This window comes from Aeromonas sp. EU05-FHT14A05, from assembly GCF_058791175.1.
In genome coordinates this window covers 248252-262375 of record NZ_JBYTDH010000003.1, presented here as the reverse complement: position 1 = coordinate 262375, position 14124 = coordinate 248252, and the positions used below count along the sequence as shown (strand labels likewise).

Sequence of the window (14124 nt, the reverse complement as noted above, 5' to 3'; positions counted from 1 at the left end):
GGTATGGTGCGCCCGAGAGGATTCGAACCTCTGACCACCTGGTTCGTAGCCAGGTACTCTATCCAGCTGAGCTACGGGCGCAAAATGGCGGAGAAGGGGGGATTCGAACCCCCGATGCGGGTATAAGCCGCATACTCCCTTAGCAGGGGAGCGCCTTCAGCCTCTCGGCCACCTCTCCGTTTGCGGGGCTGATAATACTTCACAGGGATTTTTAGTCAAACACTTTTTTGGAGAAAACAGCGTGTTCGCTCAGCATTTGGTCAAAGCGTGGAATATTCAAGCAATATCGACACTTACCCCCTGGTTCCGCGCCTCGCAAGCCGATTTGCAGGGCCCGGAAAAACAAAAGGCGACACCTGAGATGTCGCCTTGAGGCTGCCAATGGAATGGCTTAGAAATTCGGTTGGCCCGGTACTTTCTCGGCCTGTATCCGCATGTAGATCTCTTCGCGGTGCACGGAGACCTCTTTGGGTGCGTTCACACCGATACGAACCTGGTTACCCTTAACGCCCAGTACGGTGACTGTCACTTCGTCACCGATCATCAGGGTTTCCCCTACACGACGAGTCAAAATAAGCATTCGCTTGCTCCTGTATCCTGTTTTGTATTTATATCGATATGCGCCATTATCTTACAAAGATACCGATATGGTAAATGGTTGAAACTAAATCAATCAGGGATTGTTCCCCAAGGGCTGCTCATGAGGCTCATTATCCAGCCCGAACGCTGAGTGCAACGAACGCACGGCCAGCTCCAGGTACTTCTCGTCAATCACCACGGATATCTTGATTTCAGAGGTGGAGATCAGCTGCATGTTGATCCCCTCCTCGCCCAATACCTTGAACATGGTGCGCGCGACCCCGGGATGATTCCACATGCCGACCCCGACGATGGAGACCTTGGCGATCTCCCCGTTGCCCTGCACGCAGGCGGCCCCCAGCTCGGTGGCGGTCTCCTCCAGCAGGGCGCGAGCCCGGCGATAGTCATCGCGATTCACCGTGAAGGTGAAGTCGGCGGTGCCATCCCCCATGGTGTTCTGCACTATCATGTCGACATCTATGTTGGCATCGCTGATCGGATTCAGGATCTGCGCGGCCACCGTCGGCCTGTCCGGCACACCCAGAATGGTCAGGCTGGCCTCGTTGCGATTGAACGCAATGCCGGATACCAGGGGTGCTTCCATCCTCTCACCTCCATATGTGATTAAGGTTCCCTCTCCGTCGACAAAACTCGACAGCACCCGCAGCGGTACGCGGTACTTGCCCGCGAATTCCACCGAACGGATCTGCAGCACCTTGGCCCCCAGGCTCGCCATCTCCAGCATCTCCTCGAAGGTGATGGTGGAGAGGCGGCGTGCCTTGGGCTCGATGCGCGGATCCGTGGTATAGACCCCATCCACATCGGTAAAGATCTGGCATTCATCGGCCTTGATGGCGGCCGCCACGGCAACCGCCGTGGTGTCCGAACCACCTCGCCCCAGGGTGGTGATGGCGTTGTGCTCATCACGGCCCTGGAAGCCGGCGATCACCACCACCTTGCCCGCACCCAGCTCGGCCTGAACCTGCTCGGTGTCGATCTGGGTGATGCGCGCCTTGCCATGGGCGGAATCAGTGTGGATACGAACCTGATCACCGGTCATTGAGACCGCAGGACAACCCCGTTTGTTCAACGCGATGGCCAGCAGCGCTATGGTGACCTGTTCACCGGTCGAGACCAGCACATCCATCTCGCGCCGGTTGGCATCCGGATCCAGCTGCTGGGCCATGCCCAGCAACCGGTTTGTTTCGCCCGACATGGCGGACACCACCACCACCACATCATGCCCCTGGGCCCGGCTCAGCTGAACGCGATCAGCTACCGCCTCGATCCGCTCCAGCGTGCCGACCGAGGTGCCGCCGTACTTCTGTACATAGAGTGCCACAGATCACCTCGCCCGTTTACAGGCGCTCTTCCAGCCAGGAGTGAACGGATTGCAGGGCCGCCGGCACCGCTTCAGGCTGGGTACCACCCGCCTGGGCCATGTCAGGACGGCCACCGCCCTTGCCACCCACCTGCTGGGCCACCAGGTTGACCAGCTCGCCGGCCTTCACCTTGGCGGTCAGATCGTTGGTCACGCCGGCGATCAGGTTGACCTTGTCCTCGCTGCTGGTTGCCAGCAGGACGACACCGGACTTCATCCGGTTCTTCAGCTCGTCCAGCATGCCGCGCAGGGACTTGGGATCGGCTCCGTCCAGCGCTGCGATCAGCACCTTCTGGCCCTTGATCTCGATCACCTGGCTCAGCAGGTCGCTGCCAGCCTGAGCGGCCAGCTTGGCCTTGAGCTGCTCCAGCTCGCGTTCCATCATCCTGGACTTGTCCAGCAGCTGGCGCACCTTGCTGCCGATGGAGAACTGGTCCCCTTTCACCAGGGCCGCGGCCTCTTCAAACTGCTCTGCCAGCTGGTGCATGAAATCGATGGCGCCCTTGCCGGTCACCGCTTCGATACGGCGCACTCCGGCGGCAACACCGCTCTCGGCGATGATCTTGAAGAAGCCGATGTCACCGGTGCGCTTGGCGTGAGTACCGCCACACAGCTCGGTGGAGTAATCGCCCATGCGCACGACACGCACGTCCTCTTCATACTTCTCGCCAAACAGCGCCATGGCGCCAGCGGCCTTGGCCGCTTCCAGATCCATCACCTGGGTGACGACATCGTGGTTGGCACGGATCTGGGCGTTGACCAGCTCCTCGACCCGGCGAATGGTCGCCATGGTCAGGCCTTCGAAATGGGAGAAGTCGAAGCGCATGCGCTCCGCCCCGACCAGGGAGCCCTTCTGGGTCACGTGATCACCCAGCGCCTGGCGCAGGGCCGCGTGCAGCAGGTGAGTGACCGAGTGGTTCAGGGCCACGGCCTGACGGCGCTCCCCGTCGACCACGGCTTCCACCTCGGCGCCCTTCTCCAGGGTACCCAGCTCCATATAGCCCTTGTGGATGATGGCATTGCCAGCATACTGGGTGTCGGTCACGGCGAAGATGCCGTCATCCACTTTCAGAATGCCGCTGTCGCCCACCTGACCACCGGATTCGGCGTAGAAGGGGGTCTCGGCCAGCACGATCACTGCTTCTTCACCGGCGATCAGCCCGCTCACTTCGACAGCATCCTTGTAGATGCCGACCACCTGAGTCGTTTGGCTCAGCTGCTTGTAACCGGTAAATGGGGTCTCGAAATCGAGTTTCAACACCTCGTTGTAGTTCACACCGAAGCTGGAAGCCTCCTTCGCACGGGCGCGCTGCTTCTCCATCTCGGCCTTGAAGCCTTCCTCGTCGATACCGATCTCGCGCTCGCGGACCACATCGGCGGTGAGATCTGCCGGGAAGCCGTAGGTGTCATACAGCTTGAACACCACCTCCCCCGGGATGACCTTGGCATCCCCCAGGTTCGCCAGCACCTCTTCGAGCAGCAGCAGACCTCTGTCCAGGGTGCGGACGAACTGCTCCTCCTCGATGCGCAGCACGCGCTCGACCAGCGGCAGCTGGGCGATGAGTTCGGCAGCCACGTCCTTCATCTGCACCGCCAGCTCGGCGGCCAGCTTGTAGAAGAAGATCTCGGTGGCACCCAGCTTGCGACCGTGGCGCACGGCGCGGCGGATGATGCGGCGCAGCACATAGCCACGGCCTTCGTTGGAGGGCATGACGCCGTCAGCCACCAGGAAGGCGCAGGAGCGGATGTGGTCGGCGATGACGCGCAGGGACTGATTGCTCAGATCCTCGGTGCCGACGATCTCGGCGGCCTTCTTGATCAGCGCCTGGAAGATGTCGATCTCGTAGTTGGAGTGCACCCCCTGCATGATGGCGGAGATGCGCTCCAGGCCCATGCCGGTGTCCACGGACGGACGGGGCAGCGGCTCCATGGTGCCGTCAGCCTGACGGTTGAACTGCATGAAGACCACGTTCCAGATCTCGATGAAACGGTCGCCGTCTTCCTCCGGTGAGCCGGGAGGGCCACCCCAGAGGTGATCGCCGTGGTCGTAGAAGATCTCGGTGCATGGGCCGCAGGGACCGGTGTCACCCATCTGCCAGAAGTTATCGGAGGCAAAGGCGGCACCCTTGTTGTCGCCGATGCGCACGATGCGCTCGACCGGCACGCCGATCTCGTTTGCCCAGATGTTGAAAGCTTCGTCGTCCGTTTCATAGACGGTCACCAGCAGGCGCTCTTTGGGCAGCTTGAGGGTACCGGTCAGGAATTCCCAGGCAAAACGGATGGCATCCTGCTTGAAGTAGTCACCGAAGCTGAAGTTGCCCAGCATCTCGAAGAAGGTGTGGTGACGAGCGGTATAGCCGACGTTTTCCAGGTCATTGTGCTTGCCGCCGGCCCGTACACAGCGCTGGGCCGTGGTCGCGCGGTTGTAGGCACGCTTCTCTGCGCCAAGGAACACGTCCTTGAACTGGTTCATCCCTGCGTTGGTGAACAGCAAGGTCGGATCGTTGTGCGGCACCAGCGAGCTGGAGGAGACAACCTGGTGCCCCTGGGAGCGGAAATACTCGAGAAACGCTGCGCGTAACTCTGACGTGGACATATACATGGAAAATCCTGCTTGATTCGGATACGGACTTTTAATCGCAATAATGTAAGTTTTCTGCGGGGTAAAGTAAAACGCGCGGGCCCGTCACGGGTGAAAAAGCCCCCAATGGACGGGGCAGCGGCAGGACGCCGTACAGGAGCAGGCTGAAAGGGGAGTCGGCTGGGTGGCGGATCATGGTGCCGCGGCCATCAGAAACAGGATAAAACAGGGAAAAGGCCCTCTCTTATCAGCGCACGGTGCAGGAACACGCATGGCGCCATGACCAGCACAGGCTCTTTATTCCTCCCCCTGCTGCAGGGCAGAGATGGCGTAACGCGCCTGATCCTGGGTAAAGCCCCGCCCAAGCAGGTACTTGAGCCATTTCATCCGCAGCTTGAAATCGGCCAGATCGGCGACGCTGGCACGCCGTGCCAGCAGGGCGAGCGCCAGCTCGAACCAGTCCAGCTCCGGCTGGTCGAAGGCGGCGTCTATCTGCATATCGTCCAGCCCCTTGCGGCGCAGATCGAAGCGGATCTTGATGGGACCATGGCCCTTGGCCGCACCGGCCCGCACCGCCATGGCGCCGTAACGATCGTCATTGACCCAGTTGTAGCCGCGGCAATACTCGATAACCGCCTCGATCACCTCTTCATTGAAGCCCTGCAGCCGCAGCCGCTTGGCCAGCTCCGACTCGGCGCTCTCGCGGCGAGCCAGACTGCGCATGGCAAAGGCGCGGGCGGCGGCAAACATGTCTTCAAAGGAGAGTTCAACGGGTTCGGGGGAGGATTCATCGACCATAAATGACAAGGCCGGGTATCAACCCGGCCTTCCTTGTTCCTTATTCGAACTCTTGTTCGCTTTCGTCTTCAAACTCTTCGGCGACCGCGGCCACCGGCTTCTCGACCGGTACGGCACCGGAGAGCAGCAGCTCACGCAAACGGGCTTCCACCTCGGCAGCCATCACCTTGTTCTCGGCGAACAGCTTCATCACGTTGGCCTTGCCCTGACCGATCTTCTCGCCGTTGTAGCTGTACCAGGCACCGGCCTTGTCGATCAGCTTGTGCTTGACGCCCAGATCCACCAGCTCGCCCTCTTTGGAAATGCCGGCACCGTAGAAGATCTGGAACTCGGCCTGCTTGAAGGGCGGGGCCACCTTGTTCTTGACTACCTTGACGCGGGTCTCGTTACCGACCACTTCGTCACCTTCCTTGATGGCGCCGATGCGACGGATATCCAGACGCACCGAGGCATAGAACTTGAGCGCGTTACCACCGGTGGTGGTCTCCGGGCTGCCGAACATGACGCCGATCTTCATCCGGATCTGGTTGATGAAGATGCACAGGCAGTTGGCGTTCTTGATGTTGGCGGTCAGCTTGCGCAGGGCCTGGGACATCAGGCGGGCCTGCAGGCCGACGTGGGAGTCACCCATCTCCCCTTCGATTTCCGCTTTCGGCGTCAGGGCGGCCACCGAGTCGACGATGATGACGTCAACGGCGTTGGAGCGCACCAGCATGTCGCAGATTTCCAGGGCCTGTTCACCGGTATCCGGCTGGGAGATCAGCAGGTCGTCGACGTTGACCCCCAGCTTGGCGGCATAGATGGGGTCGAGGGCGTGTTCCGCATCGACGAAGGCACAGGTCTTGCCTTTCTTCTGGGCTTCCGCGATCACCTGCAGGGTGAGGGTGGTTTTACCTGACGATTCCGGGCCGTAGATCTCGACGATACGACCGCACGGCAGACCGCCGATGCCCAGCGCCACGTCCAGGGAGAGGGAGCCGGTGGAGATGGCTTCGATGTCCATGGTCTTGCTGTCGCCCAGACGCATGATGGAGCCTTTGCCAAACTGCTTTTCGATCTGGCCCAGCGCAGCCGCCAGTGCCTTCTGTTTGTTCTGATCCATGCCAATCTCCGCTGGGAATCGTGATGTAGAAGTGAAGTTGGGCTAAGTATACTGTTTATGCATACAGTATCAAGCCCAATTTATCTGAGTAGGGCCAGCAGTCCGGACAAGGCCTGTCTGACCGCCTGCTGGCGCACCTGATGGCGGTCACCATCGAAGCGGGCGAGCAGGGAGTGATGACGGCCCGAGCGATCCGCCCAGGCGAACCAGACGGTGCCGACCGGCTTGTCGTCACTGCCGCCACCGGGCCCGGCGATGCCGCTGATGGCGACGCAGATCCCTGCATCGGAACGGGCCAGGCACCCTCTGGCCATCTCCAGCACCACGGCCTCGCTGACGGCACCATGGCGCAGCAGGCTGTCGATGCTCACCCCCAGCATCTGCTGCTTGGCTTCGTTGGTGTAGGTGACAAAACCGCGGTCGAACCAGCCTGAGCTGCCCGCAATATCCGTGATGGCCGTGGCGACGCCGCCACCGGTGCAGGACTCCGCCGTGGCGGCCAGCCAGCCTCTTGCCTGCAATGCCTCGCCGAGCTCCCGGGATAAACGGTCGATCTCTGCCTCAAGCCCCATCATCATGCCCTCTCTGGCCCCTTGCGGGGGAAACATGGGGGTCATTATGCAGTTGCCCCGAATCGCGAGCAACCGACCCGGGACCGGCTGCGTCAGCGACCGACCGGCATGGCCCTGCCGGGCAAACGCACCACAGCGGCAAGTCGCCCGCGCTTAAGCTCCAGTACATGGGGCTTCCTATAATCTGCAGGCACCGCCATGTATGCGGTTTCTATCTTTTTGGATACTGGAGAAAGCAGATGAAGCATCAATTTAAAGTCGCCATGACTGCCCTGGCGATCTGTTTTGCCACCAACACCTTCGCCGCCGAGAGCACCCCGGAGCTGCAGAGCGAGACCACCCTGGCGCAAGAGCTGAACCTCTCCACCGCACAGGTTGAGCAGATCAAGAGCCTGCGTGAGCAGGCGGCCAAGGAGCTCGGCGCGGTCAAGCTCGACGCCATCGGTCAGGACGTCATCATCAACATGATCAAGACCGGCAAGTGGGACGAAGCGGCCGCCAAGAAGCAGTTGCAGACCATCAGCAACGTGCAGGCCGAGGCTCGCTACTACCGTGCCCATTACCTGTTCGAAGTCAGCAAGGTGCTGACCCCGGAGCAGAAAACCAAGCTGCACGAGATGCTCAGTGGCAACGAAGCCATGTATTGAGAGACGGCTCCCGTTTCTGTGATGCCAATCCCCGCGCTGATGGCGGGGATCTTGCCCCTTACTCCCCCACGCCTCGCACCCCACCCTCCTCTTAGCTTCTGATCCCGGTGATGGCCTGCCAGCGCCACCCGCCCCCTGAAACCTCAGGACAGCCTTCCCCAACGCGAGATAACCCCTCACCATCTCGGCCCGACCATGTAGAATGGCCACCAGATTCAGACCCATTACGGCAGACGCTTGCCCGCAAGAGCACCTTCTGGAATAGAACATGACAGCACAGCACCAAGCCACCAGCGCCAACCTGAGCGCCCACACCCCCATGATGCAGCAGTACCTTGGCCTCAAGGCCGAGAACCCGGAGATCCTGCTGTTCTACCGGATGGGCGACTTCTACGAGCTGTTCTACGACGATGCCCGCAAGGCGTCCCAACTGCTAGACATCTCCCTGACCAAGCGCGGCCAGTCCGCGGGCAGCCCCATTCCCATGGCGGGCGTCCCCTATCACGCCATCGAGGGCTATCTTGCCAAGCTGGTGCAGCTCGGTGAATCCGCCGCCATCTGCGAACAGGTGGGGGATCCCGCCACCAGCAAGGGGCCGGTGGAGCGCAAGGTCATTCGCATCATCACCCCGGGCACCGTCTCCGACGAGGCGTTGCTCAGCGAGCGACAGGACAACCTGATCGCCGCCGTCTATCACGATGGCCGCCGCTTCGGCTACGGCACCATGGACATAGGCTCCGGCCGTTTCTTCATCAACCAGTTCGAGAAAGAAGAGACCCTGCTGGCGGAGCTGCAGCGCACCAATCCGGCCGAACTGCTCTACCCGGAATCCTTCGAGTTCCTGCGCCACGTCGAGGGGCGCCGTGGCCTGCGCCGCCGCCCGGAGTGGGAGTTCGAGCTGGGCACTGCCCGCAAGCTGTTGTGCCAGCAGTTCGGCACCCAGGATCTGGTGGGCTTTGGGGTCGAGCAGAGCGAGACCGCCCTGTGCGCCGCCGGCTGCCTGATGCAGTACGTCAAGGACACCCAGCGCACCGCCCTGCCCCACATCCGCAGCGTACGCCTCGAGCAGCCCGATCACGCCGTCATCATGGATGCCGCCACCCGCCGCAATCTGGAGCTGACCCAGAATCTGGCCGGTGGCTACGAAAATACCCTGGCCGAGGTGCTGGATCGCACCGCCACCCCCATGGGGAGCCGGCTGCTCAAGCGCTGGATCCACCAGCCGATCCGCGATCGGGTGATCCTGAAAGGTCGCCAGAGCACCATCAAGGAGCTCATCGAGCAGAACCTCTACGACGAGCTGGGCGGATTGCTGCGTCAGGTGGGCGATGTGGAGCGGGTGCTGGCCCGTCTCGCCCTGCGCTCGGCCCGCCCCCGCGACCTCACCCGCCTGCGTCAGGCCTTCGCCCAGCTGCCCGAGTTGCAGCGCCTGCTGGCGGATAACGAGCACGAAGCGGTGCAGCAGCTGCGCGAGCGCGCCAGCACCTTCCCCGAGTTGCTCGACCTGCTGGAGCGCGCTGTGATGGAGGTGCCGCCAGTGCTTATCCGCGATGGCGGCGTCATCCGTGACGGTTTCAATCAGGAGCTGGACGAGCTGCGGGATCTGGCTAACGGCGCCACTGCCAGCCTCGCCCGCATCGAGGAGCGTGAGCGCCTGCTGACCGGCATCAACACCCTCAAGGTGGGTTACAACAAGGTGCACGGCTTCTATATCGAGGTGAGCCGCGCCAACAGCCATCTGGTGCCGGCTCACTATATCCGCCGCCAGACCCTCAAGAACAACGAACGCTACATCATCGACGAGCTGAAGAAATACGAGGACAAGGTGCTCACCGCCCAGGCCCAGGCCTTGGCACTGGAGAAGCGCCTCTACGAAGAGCTGCTCGATGCCCTGCTGCCGCACCTCGGCGATCTGCAGGAGTCCGCCGCGGCGCTGGCGGAGCTGGACGTGCTGGCCAATCTGGCGGAGCGGGCCGAAACCCTCGACTACCGCTGCCCGACGCTCATCGACGAGGATCAGATCCTGATCGAGGCGGGCCGCCATCCGGTGGTGGAGCAGGTGATGACAGACCCCTTCATCGCCAACCCCATCCGGCTCGAGCGGGAGCGGCGGATGCTGATCATCACAGGTCCCAACATGGGCGGTAAATCCACCTACATGCGCCAGACCGCGCTCATCGTGCTGCTGGCCCATATCGGCGCCTTCGTGCCCGCCGACAGCGCCCGCATCGGCCCCATCGACCGCATCTTCACCCGGATCGGGGCGTCGGACGACTTAGCCTCCGGCCGTTCCACCTTTATGGTGGAGATGACCGAGACCGCCAATATCCTCAACAACGCCACCGCCCGCAGTCTGGTGCTGATGGACGAGATTGGCCGCGGCACCAGCACCTACGACGGCCTCTCGCTGGCGTGGGCCTGTGCCGAACAGCTGGCGAGCAAGATTGGCGCCTACACCCTGTTCGCCACCCACTACTTCGAACTGACCCGCTTGCCGGAGCTGATGAGCGGGCTGGCCAACGTCCATCTCGATGCGGTGGAGCACGGCGACACCATCGCCTTTATGCACGCGGTACAGGAAGGCGCGGCCAGCCGCTCCTACGGTCTGCAAGTCGCCGCATTGGCGGGGGTACCGAAATCGGTGATCCAGCAGGCCCGCCACAAACTGCACGAGCTGGAAAGCGCCATCCCGGTGGCCGCCGGTGAAAGCCGCCCGGCTCCGGTGACCCTCGCCCCGCAGATCCATCCGGTGGTGGAAGAGCTGGCAGCGCTGCGCCCGGACGAGCTCACCCCCCGTCAGGCGCTGGACCTGCTCTATCGCCTCAAGCAGATGCTGTAGATACCGGCCGCCGCTCAGGCATGAAAAAAGGGGAACCGCGAGGTTCCCCTTTTTTCCTGGTTGGCACTGGAGCATCAACCCGGACCTATGCGATCCAGCAGGCTCAGATTGACCGAGCCGGGATGGCGCTTGAGCTTCTGCCGGTATTCGAACTGGTGCTGGCTCTCCTGCTTGAGCCCCTGCATCAGCGAATAGCACATGGCCAGCATGATCAGCGAGAAGGGCAGCGCGGCTATGATGCTGGCCGCCTGCAGGGCCGCCAGGCCGCCGGAAACCAGCAGGATGGCCGCCACCAGCCCCTGGCCCAGCCCCCAGATGGCGCGGTGCAGCACGGGGGGATCCTGATCGCCGATGGAGAGCAGCGTCGTAATCACGAGCGTGCCCGAGTCGCTGGAGGTGATGAAGTAGGTGCAGATAAGCAGGGTCAACACCCCTTTCGCAATCCAGCCAAAGGTCTCCCAGTGCAGCAGATCCACCGTCTTGTAGAGCGCCAGGGTCACGTCCTGGTTGACTGCCGCCACCACGCCACCGCCGCCAAACAGCTCCAGATGCATGGCCGTACCGCCGAACACGGTGAGCCAGAACATGCCGAGCAGGGAGGGCACCAGCAGCACGCCGAGCACGAACTCACGAATGGTGCGCCCCTTGGAGATGCGGGCGATGAACATGCCGACGAAGGGGGCCCAGGCTATCCACCAGCCCCAGTAGAAGGCGGTCCAGCTCGATTGCCAGGCCGAGGTGCCGTTGGCTTCGGTGTTGGTCCAGAAGCTCAGTTTGACGATGTTCTGCAGGTAATCGCCGATGTTCTGCACATAGGCGTTGAGGATGTAGGTGGTCGGCCCCAGCACTAGGAAGAGGGCGAGGATGAAGGCGCTCAGCCAGATGTTGAGCTCGGAGAGGATCTTCACCCCGCGCCCCACGCCGGAGATGGCCGACAGGGTGGCGATCAGACTGATGCCGCCGATGAGCCAGAGCTGGCTGTGCTGGGAGACTTCCATGCCGAACATCTGGTTGAGGCCGGTGTTCATCTGGGAGACGCCAAGCCCCAGGGAGGTCGCCACCCCGAATACGGTACCGAACACCGCCAGCACGTCGGCGGCATGGCCCCAGAAGCCGTAGATCCGCTCGCCGAGAATGGGGTAGAGCACGGAGCGAATGGCCAGTGGCAACTTGCGGCGGTAGCTGAAGAAGGCCAGCGACAGGCCGACGATCACATAGATGGCCCAGGGGTGCAGACCCCAGTGGAAGAAGGTGAGGCGCATGGCCATCTGGGCCGCTTCCGGCGTCATCCCCTCGGTGACGAAGGGGTTGCCCTGCAGGTGATACATGGGCTCGGCGATGCTCCAGAACACCAGGCCTATGCCCATGCCGGCGCTGAACAGCATGGAGAACCAGGCGAAGTAGCCGAACTCCGGTACCTGGTCGTCGTCGCCCAGTCGAATGCTGCCAAAACGGCTGAACATCAGGTAGACGGCGAAGAACAGGAACAGGGCGACCACCAGGATGTAGTACCACTTGAAGCCAGCAATGATGGTGTCCTTGGCGCCGGTGAACCAGGTTCCCGCAGTATCCGGGTCAAACACCCCAAACAGCAGGAACAGGGTCACGACGGTGAGGGCCGTCATGGCCATGGTGGGATTGAGGCCTTTCAAAAGCCCTTTGGTTGCTCTCATCTGGCCTCCTTAGTCATTGTTGAAAAAATCTTCACCCACGTGATCCCCCGCACCACCGATGGCGCGATAGACCAGTCGACCCGCCACCCGCTCGCGGTGATCCACCAGGGTGACCGAAGGCTGGCCGTTCACGGCGTGACGCTTGCCGAGGAAGATGGCCATGGGCACCCCCAGACTGGAGACCCCGCTGGTGATCCAGAGCCGGTTGAAGTCATAGGAGCCGCCGATGAACTCGAGCTGGGCCAGGCCATTGTCCAGACCGGCCAGGTAGAAGTTCATGGCGCTCTCGTCGGGGAAGAGGTGCACCAGCACATAGGCGTAGCGCAATTCGTTCACCAACTCCTTTAGACTGAAAGAACCTGTGTCGCTGCAGGAGAGCGGCAGCTCACCATCGTAGTGATGGACTTGCAGGTTGTTGGGATCCTCGTCATAGGCGGGCTGATAACGCACGAAAGCCGAGGTATCTGGCAGTTCATAGCGGACCCTGACCACGCGAAGGTCGGCAACCAGGGACTTGATATCCAGGTCGTCATTCATGATGTCACTCCTCAAATATCGGGTTTAAATGCGGCAATTGTCCAATAACCTAACATAAAATTCATTAGAGCAGAAATGATTACACCAAAAACCATATTGACCTTGTTGTGGATTAGGCGGAGAATTTTGCGCCTCTCCACTGCCCTGCGATGACCCCGACTCCATGGAAAAACATGATGAAGTGCTGATTGCTCTGCGCCAGATCATCCGTGCCATCGACATGCACTCCAAGCGCCTGATCAAGGAGGCCGGACTGACGTCGCCGCAGCTCCTGCTGCTCAAGGGGATCAACGAGCTTGGCCAGATCTCCATGCGCCAGCTCGCCGATCACACCAACATGAGTCAGGCCACCGCGACCACCATCATGGACAGGCTGGAGAGCCGCCAGCTGGTGCAGCGGATCCGCAGCGAAACCGACAAGCGCAAGGTGCATGCGACACTGACTGACGCGGGGCGCGCCCTGCTCGCCCAGGCCCCCACCCCGCTGCAGGAGAGCTTCATCCAGCGCTTCCAGGCCCTGGAGAACTGGGAGCAGGGACTGCTGCTCTCCTCCCTGCAACGGATCTCGGCCATGATGAATGCCGACGGCATAGACGCGGCTCCCGTGCTTAGCGTCAGGCCGCTCACCGAAGAGCGAGCATAAAAAAAGCTCCCGGATGGGAGCTTTTTTTATGGGAAGCGTGGGGGAGATCACTCTTCCAGGCTGATGCCTATGTTGGAGACGCCGCCCTGGGCCGCAAAGGTGCGGATAGCCAGGATGCGATCGCTGTCGCGCTCATGGGCGACCCGCTTTAGCAGCTCGACCTGGAACTCCAGCTCGGCTTCCATGTACTCATGCTCGTAGAGCTCTTCGTCACTGAGATCCCGCTCTTCCAGCATCTCGATGAAACCGGCCACGGTACCGACCGAAGCATGGCTGGCATCGTTGGCCTCTTCCCCCACCCGGCAGATCACCGAGTTGTAGGCACAGCCCAGCGCCACGCAGGCATCCAGCGCCGGGTAGGCGCCGTAGGACTCAAATTTGCCAGGCTCGGGAATATAGACTTCAAACGCCTCCAGGATAGCCCCAAGGTTGACGCGGGAGCCCTTCACCGTCAGGTAATTCCACATCTGATCCAACGCGTGGCGAAATGCCTTCGCATCCCCAAAGCCGGAGGCCTGGGTAAACAGCGCATAGTTGGGGTACATGCGCTCTGCCAGCGCCAGGGTGTAGACGGTCTGCTGCCAAGGCTGCAGCTCGGCCAGTCGCTTATAAAACTTGTCACCAAACACTGGAGTCGGATCCTTTGCAAAATGTGGGGCAGATTGTAGCCCACGAGGGGCGTGGCGAAAACGAAAAAGCGCCCTGGTCGACTATCTTGCCCGATCAACTGGGGTAAGATGAGGACAGACACCTCCTCCGCCGTGCCGCAAAC

The 14124-nt window shown here is 61.6% G+C and carries 12 protein-coding genes and 2 tRNA genes; 3 read left to right on the top strand and 11 right to left on the bottom strand.

Annotated features, from left to right (window positions below; translation table 11 throughout):
* Nucleotides 1-4: 4 nt before the first annotated feature.
* The 8 genes from AC3WR3_RS06485 to pncC all read right to left on the bottom strand — a co-directional run bounded on the left by AC3WR3_RS06485 (nt 5) and on the right by pncC (nt 7013).
* Nucleotides 5-81, bottom strand: a tRNA-Arg gene (locus AC3WR3_RS06485).
* A 4-nt stretch (nt 82-85) separates the two neighbouring features.
* Nucleotides 86-178, bottom strand: a tRNA-Ser gene (locus AC3WR3_RS06480).
* 213 nt (nt 179-391) lie between these two features.
* Nucleotides 392-580: a carbon storage regulator CsrA gene (gene csrA, locus AC3WR3_RS06475; protein WP_005315760.1), complete on the bottom strand. Its 189-nt coding sequence runs from the start codon at nt 578-580 to the stop codon at nt 392-394.
* 93 nt (nt 581-673) lie between these two features.
* On the bottom strand, nt 674-1921 hold the full coding sequence (locus AC3WR3_RS06470; RefSeq protein WP_202047460.1) for an aspartate kinase: 1248 nt from the start codon (nt 1919-1921) through the stop codon (nt 674-676).
* A 16-nt stretch (nt 1922-1937) separates the two neighbouring features.
* Nucleotides 1938-4562: an alanine--tRNA ligase gene (gene alaS, locus AC3WR3_RS06465; protein WP_247627295.1), complete on the bottom strand. Its 2625-nt coding sequence runs from the start codon at nt 4560-4562 to the stop codon at nt 1938-1940.
* Nucleotides 4563-4838: 276 nt separating this feature from the next.
* Entirely contained in the window at nt 4839-5339 is a 501-nt protein-coding gene (locus AC3WR3_RS06460) for a regulatory protein RecX (protein ID WP_454009048.1), read from the bottom strand.
* A 40-nt stretch (nt 5340-5379) separates the two neighbouring features.
* Complete coding sequence (recA, locus tag AC3WR3_RS06455; RefSeq protein WP_005324574.1) at nt 5380-6441, bottom strand: recombinase RecA; 1062 nt, start codon at nt 6439-6441, stop codon at nt 5380-5382.
* 80 nt (nt 6442-6521) lie between these two features.
* A complete protein-coding gene (pncC, locus tag AC3WR3_RS06450; RefSeq protein ID WP_202047579.1) occupies nt 6522-7013 on the bottom strand; it encodes a nicotinamide-nucleotide amidase in 492 nt (163 codons plus the stop codon).
* A gap of 239 nt (nt 7014-7252) precedes the next feature.
* Here pncC and AC3WR3_RS06445 point away from each other — a divergent pair, with 239 nt between their 5' ends.
* Together AC3WR3_RS06445 and mutS are read left to right on the top strand one after the other, a co-directional pair.
* Nucleotides 7253-7660, top strand: coding sequence for a Spy/CpxP family protein refolding chaperone (locus AC3WR3_RS06445; protein WP_236661740.1), 408 nt, complete (start codon nt 7253-7255; stop codon nt 7658-7660).
* 268 nt (nt 7661-7928) lie between these two features.
* Entirely contained in the window at nt 7929-10499 is a 2571-nt protein-coding gene (gene mutS, locus AC3WR3_RS06440; protein WP_492291477.1) for a DNA mismatch repair protein MutS, read from the top strand.
* A gap of 74 nt (nt 10500-10573) precedes the next feature.
* Here mutS and AC3WR3_RS06435 read toward each other — a convergent pair whose 3' ends face one another.
* Both AC3WR3_RS06435 and AC3WR3_RS06430 read right to left on the bottom strand, forming a co-directional pair.
* Nucleotides 10574-12172 carry a BCCT family transporter gene (locus AC3WR3_RS06435; protein ID WP_429161812.1) on the bottom strand — a complete coding sequence of 533 codons (1599 nt, stop codon included), beginning with the start codon at nt 12170-12172 and terminating at the stop codon, nt 10574-10576.
* A gap of 9 nt (nt 12173-12181) precedes the next feature.
* A complete protein-coding gene (locus tag AC3WR3_RS06430; RefSeq protein ID WP_025325616.1) occupies nt 12182-12709 on the bottom strand; it encodes a hypothetical protein in 528 nt (175 codons plus the stop codon).
* 163 nt (nt 12710-12872) lie between these two features.
* Between AC3WR3_RS06430 and AC3WR3_RS06425 the strand changes: the two genes are divergently transcribed.
* A complete protein-coding gene (locus tag AC3WR3_RS06425; protein ID WP_025325615.1) occupies nt 12873-13352 on the top strand; it encodes a MarR family winged helix-turn-helix transcriptional regulator in 480 nt (159 codons plus the stop codon).
* 47 nt (nt 13353-13399) lie between these two features.
* On the opposite strand, the gene AC3WR3_RS06420 is transcribed toward AC3WR3_RS06425, so the two are convergent.
* Nucleotides 13400-13981 (bottom strand): YjaG family protein, encoded by a 582-nt coding sequence (locus AC3WR3_RS06420; RefSeq protein ID WP_163147989.1) that lies wholly within the window; start codon nt 13979-13981, stop codon nt 13400-13402.
* Between the last annotated feature and the right edge of the window lie 143 nt (nt 13982-14124).

Excerpts from the sequence above, each read along its gene's own strand:
- csrA (WP_005315760.1), bottom strand. The coding sequence starts at position 580 with ATGCTTATTTTGACTCGTCGTGTAGGGGAAACCCTGATGATCGGTGAC.
- alaS (WP_247627295.1), bottom strand. The coding sequence starts at position 4,562 with ATGTATATGTCCACGTCAGAGTTACGCGCAGCGTTTCTCGAGTATTTC.
- AC3WR3_RS06460 (WP_454009048.1), bottom strand. The coding sequence starts at position 5,339 with ATGGTCGATGAATCCTCCCCCGAACCCGTTGAACTCTCCTTTGAAGAC.
- recA (WP_005324574.1), bottom strand. The coding sequence starts at position 6,441 with ATGGATCAGAACAAACAGAAGGCACTGGCGGCTGCGCTGGGCCAGATC.
- pncC (WP_202047579.1), bottom strand. The coding sequence starts at position 7,013 with ATGGGGCTTGAGGCAGAGATCGACCGTTTATCCCGGGAGCTCGGCGAG.
- AC3WR3_RS06445 (WP_236661740.1), top strand. The coding sequence starts at position 7,253 with ATGAAGCATCAATTTAAAGTCGCCATGACTGCCCTGGCGATCTGTTTT.
- mutS (WP_492291477.1), top strand. The coding sequence starts at position 7,929 with ATGACAGCACAGCACCAAGCCACCAGCGCCAACCTGAGCGCCCACACC.
- AC3WR3_RS06435 (WP_429161812.1), bottom strand. The coding sequence starts at position 12,172 with ATGAGAGCAACCAAAGGGCTTTTGAAAGGCCTCAATCCCACCATGGCC.
- AC3WR3_RS06430 (WP_025325616.1), bottom strand. The coding sequence starts at position 12,709 with ATGAATGACGACCTGGATATCAAGTCCCTGGTTGCCGACCTTCGCGTG.
- AC3WR3_RS06425 (WP_025325615.1), top strand. The coding sequence starts at position 12,873 with ATGGAAAAACATGATGAAGTGCTGATTGCTCTGCGCCAGATCATCCGT.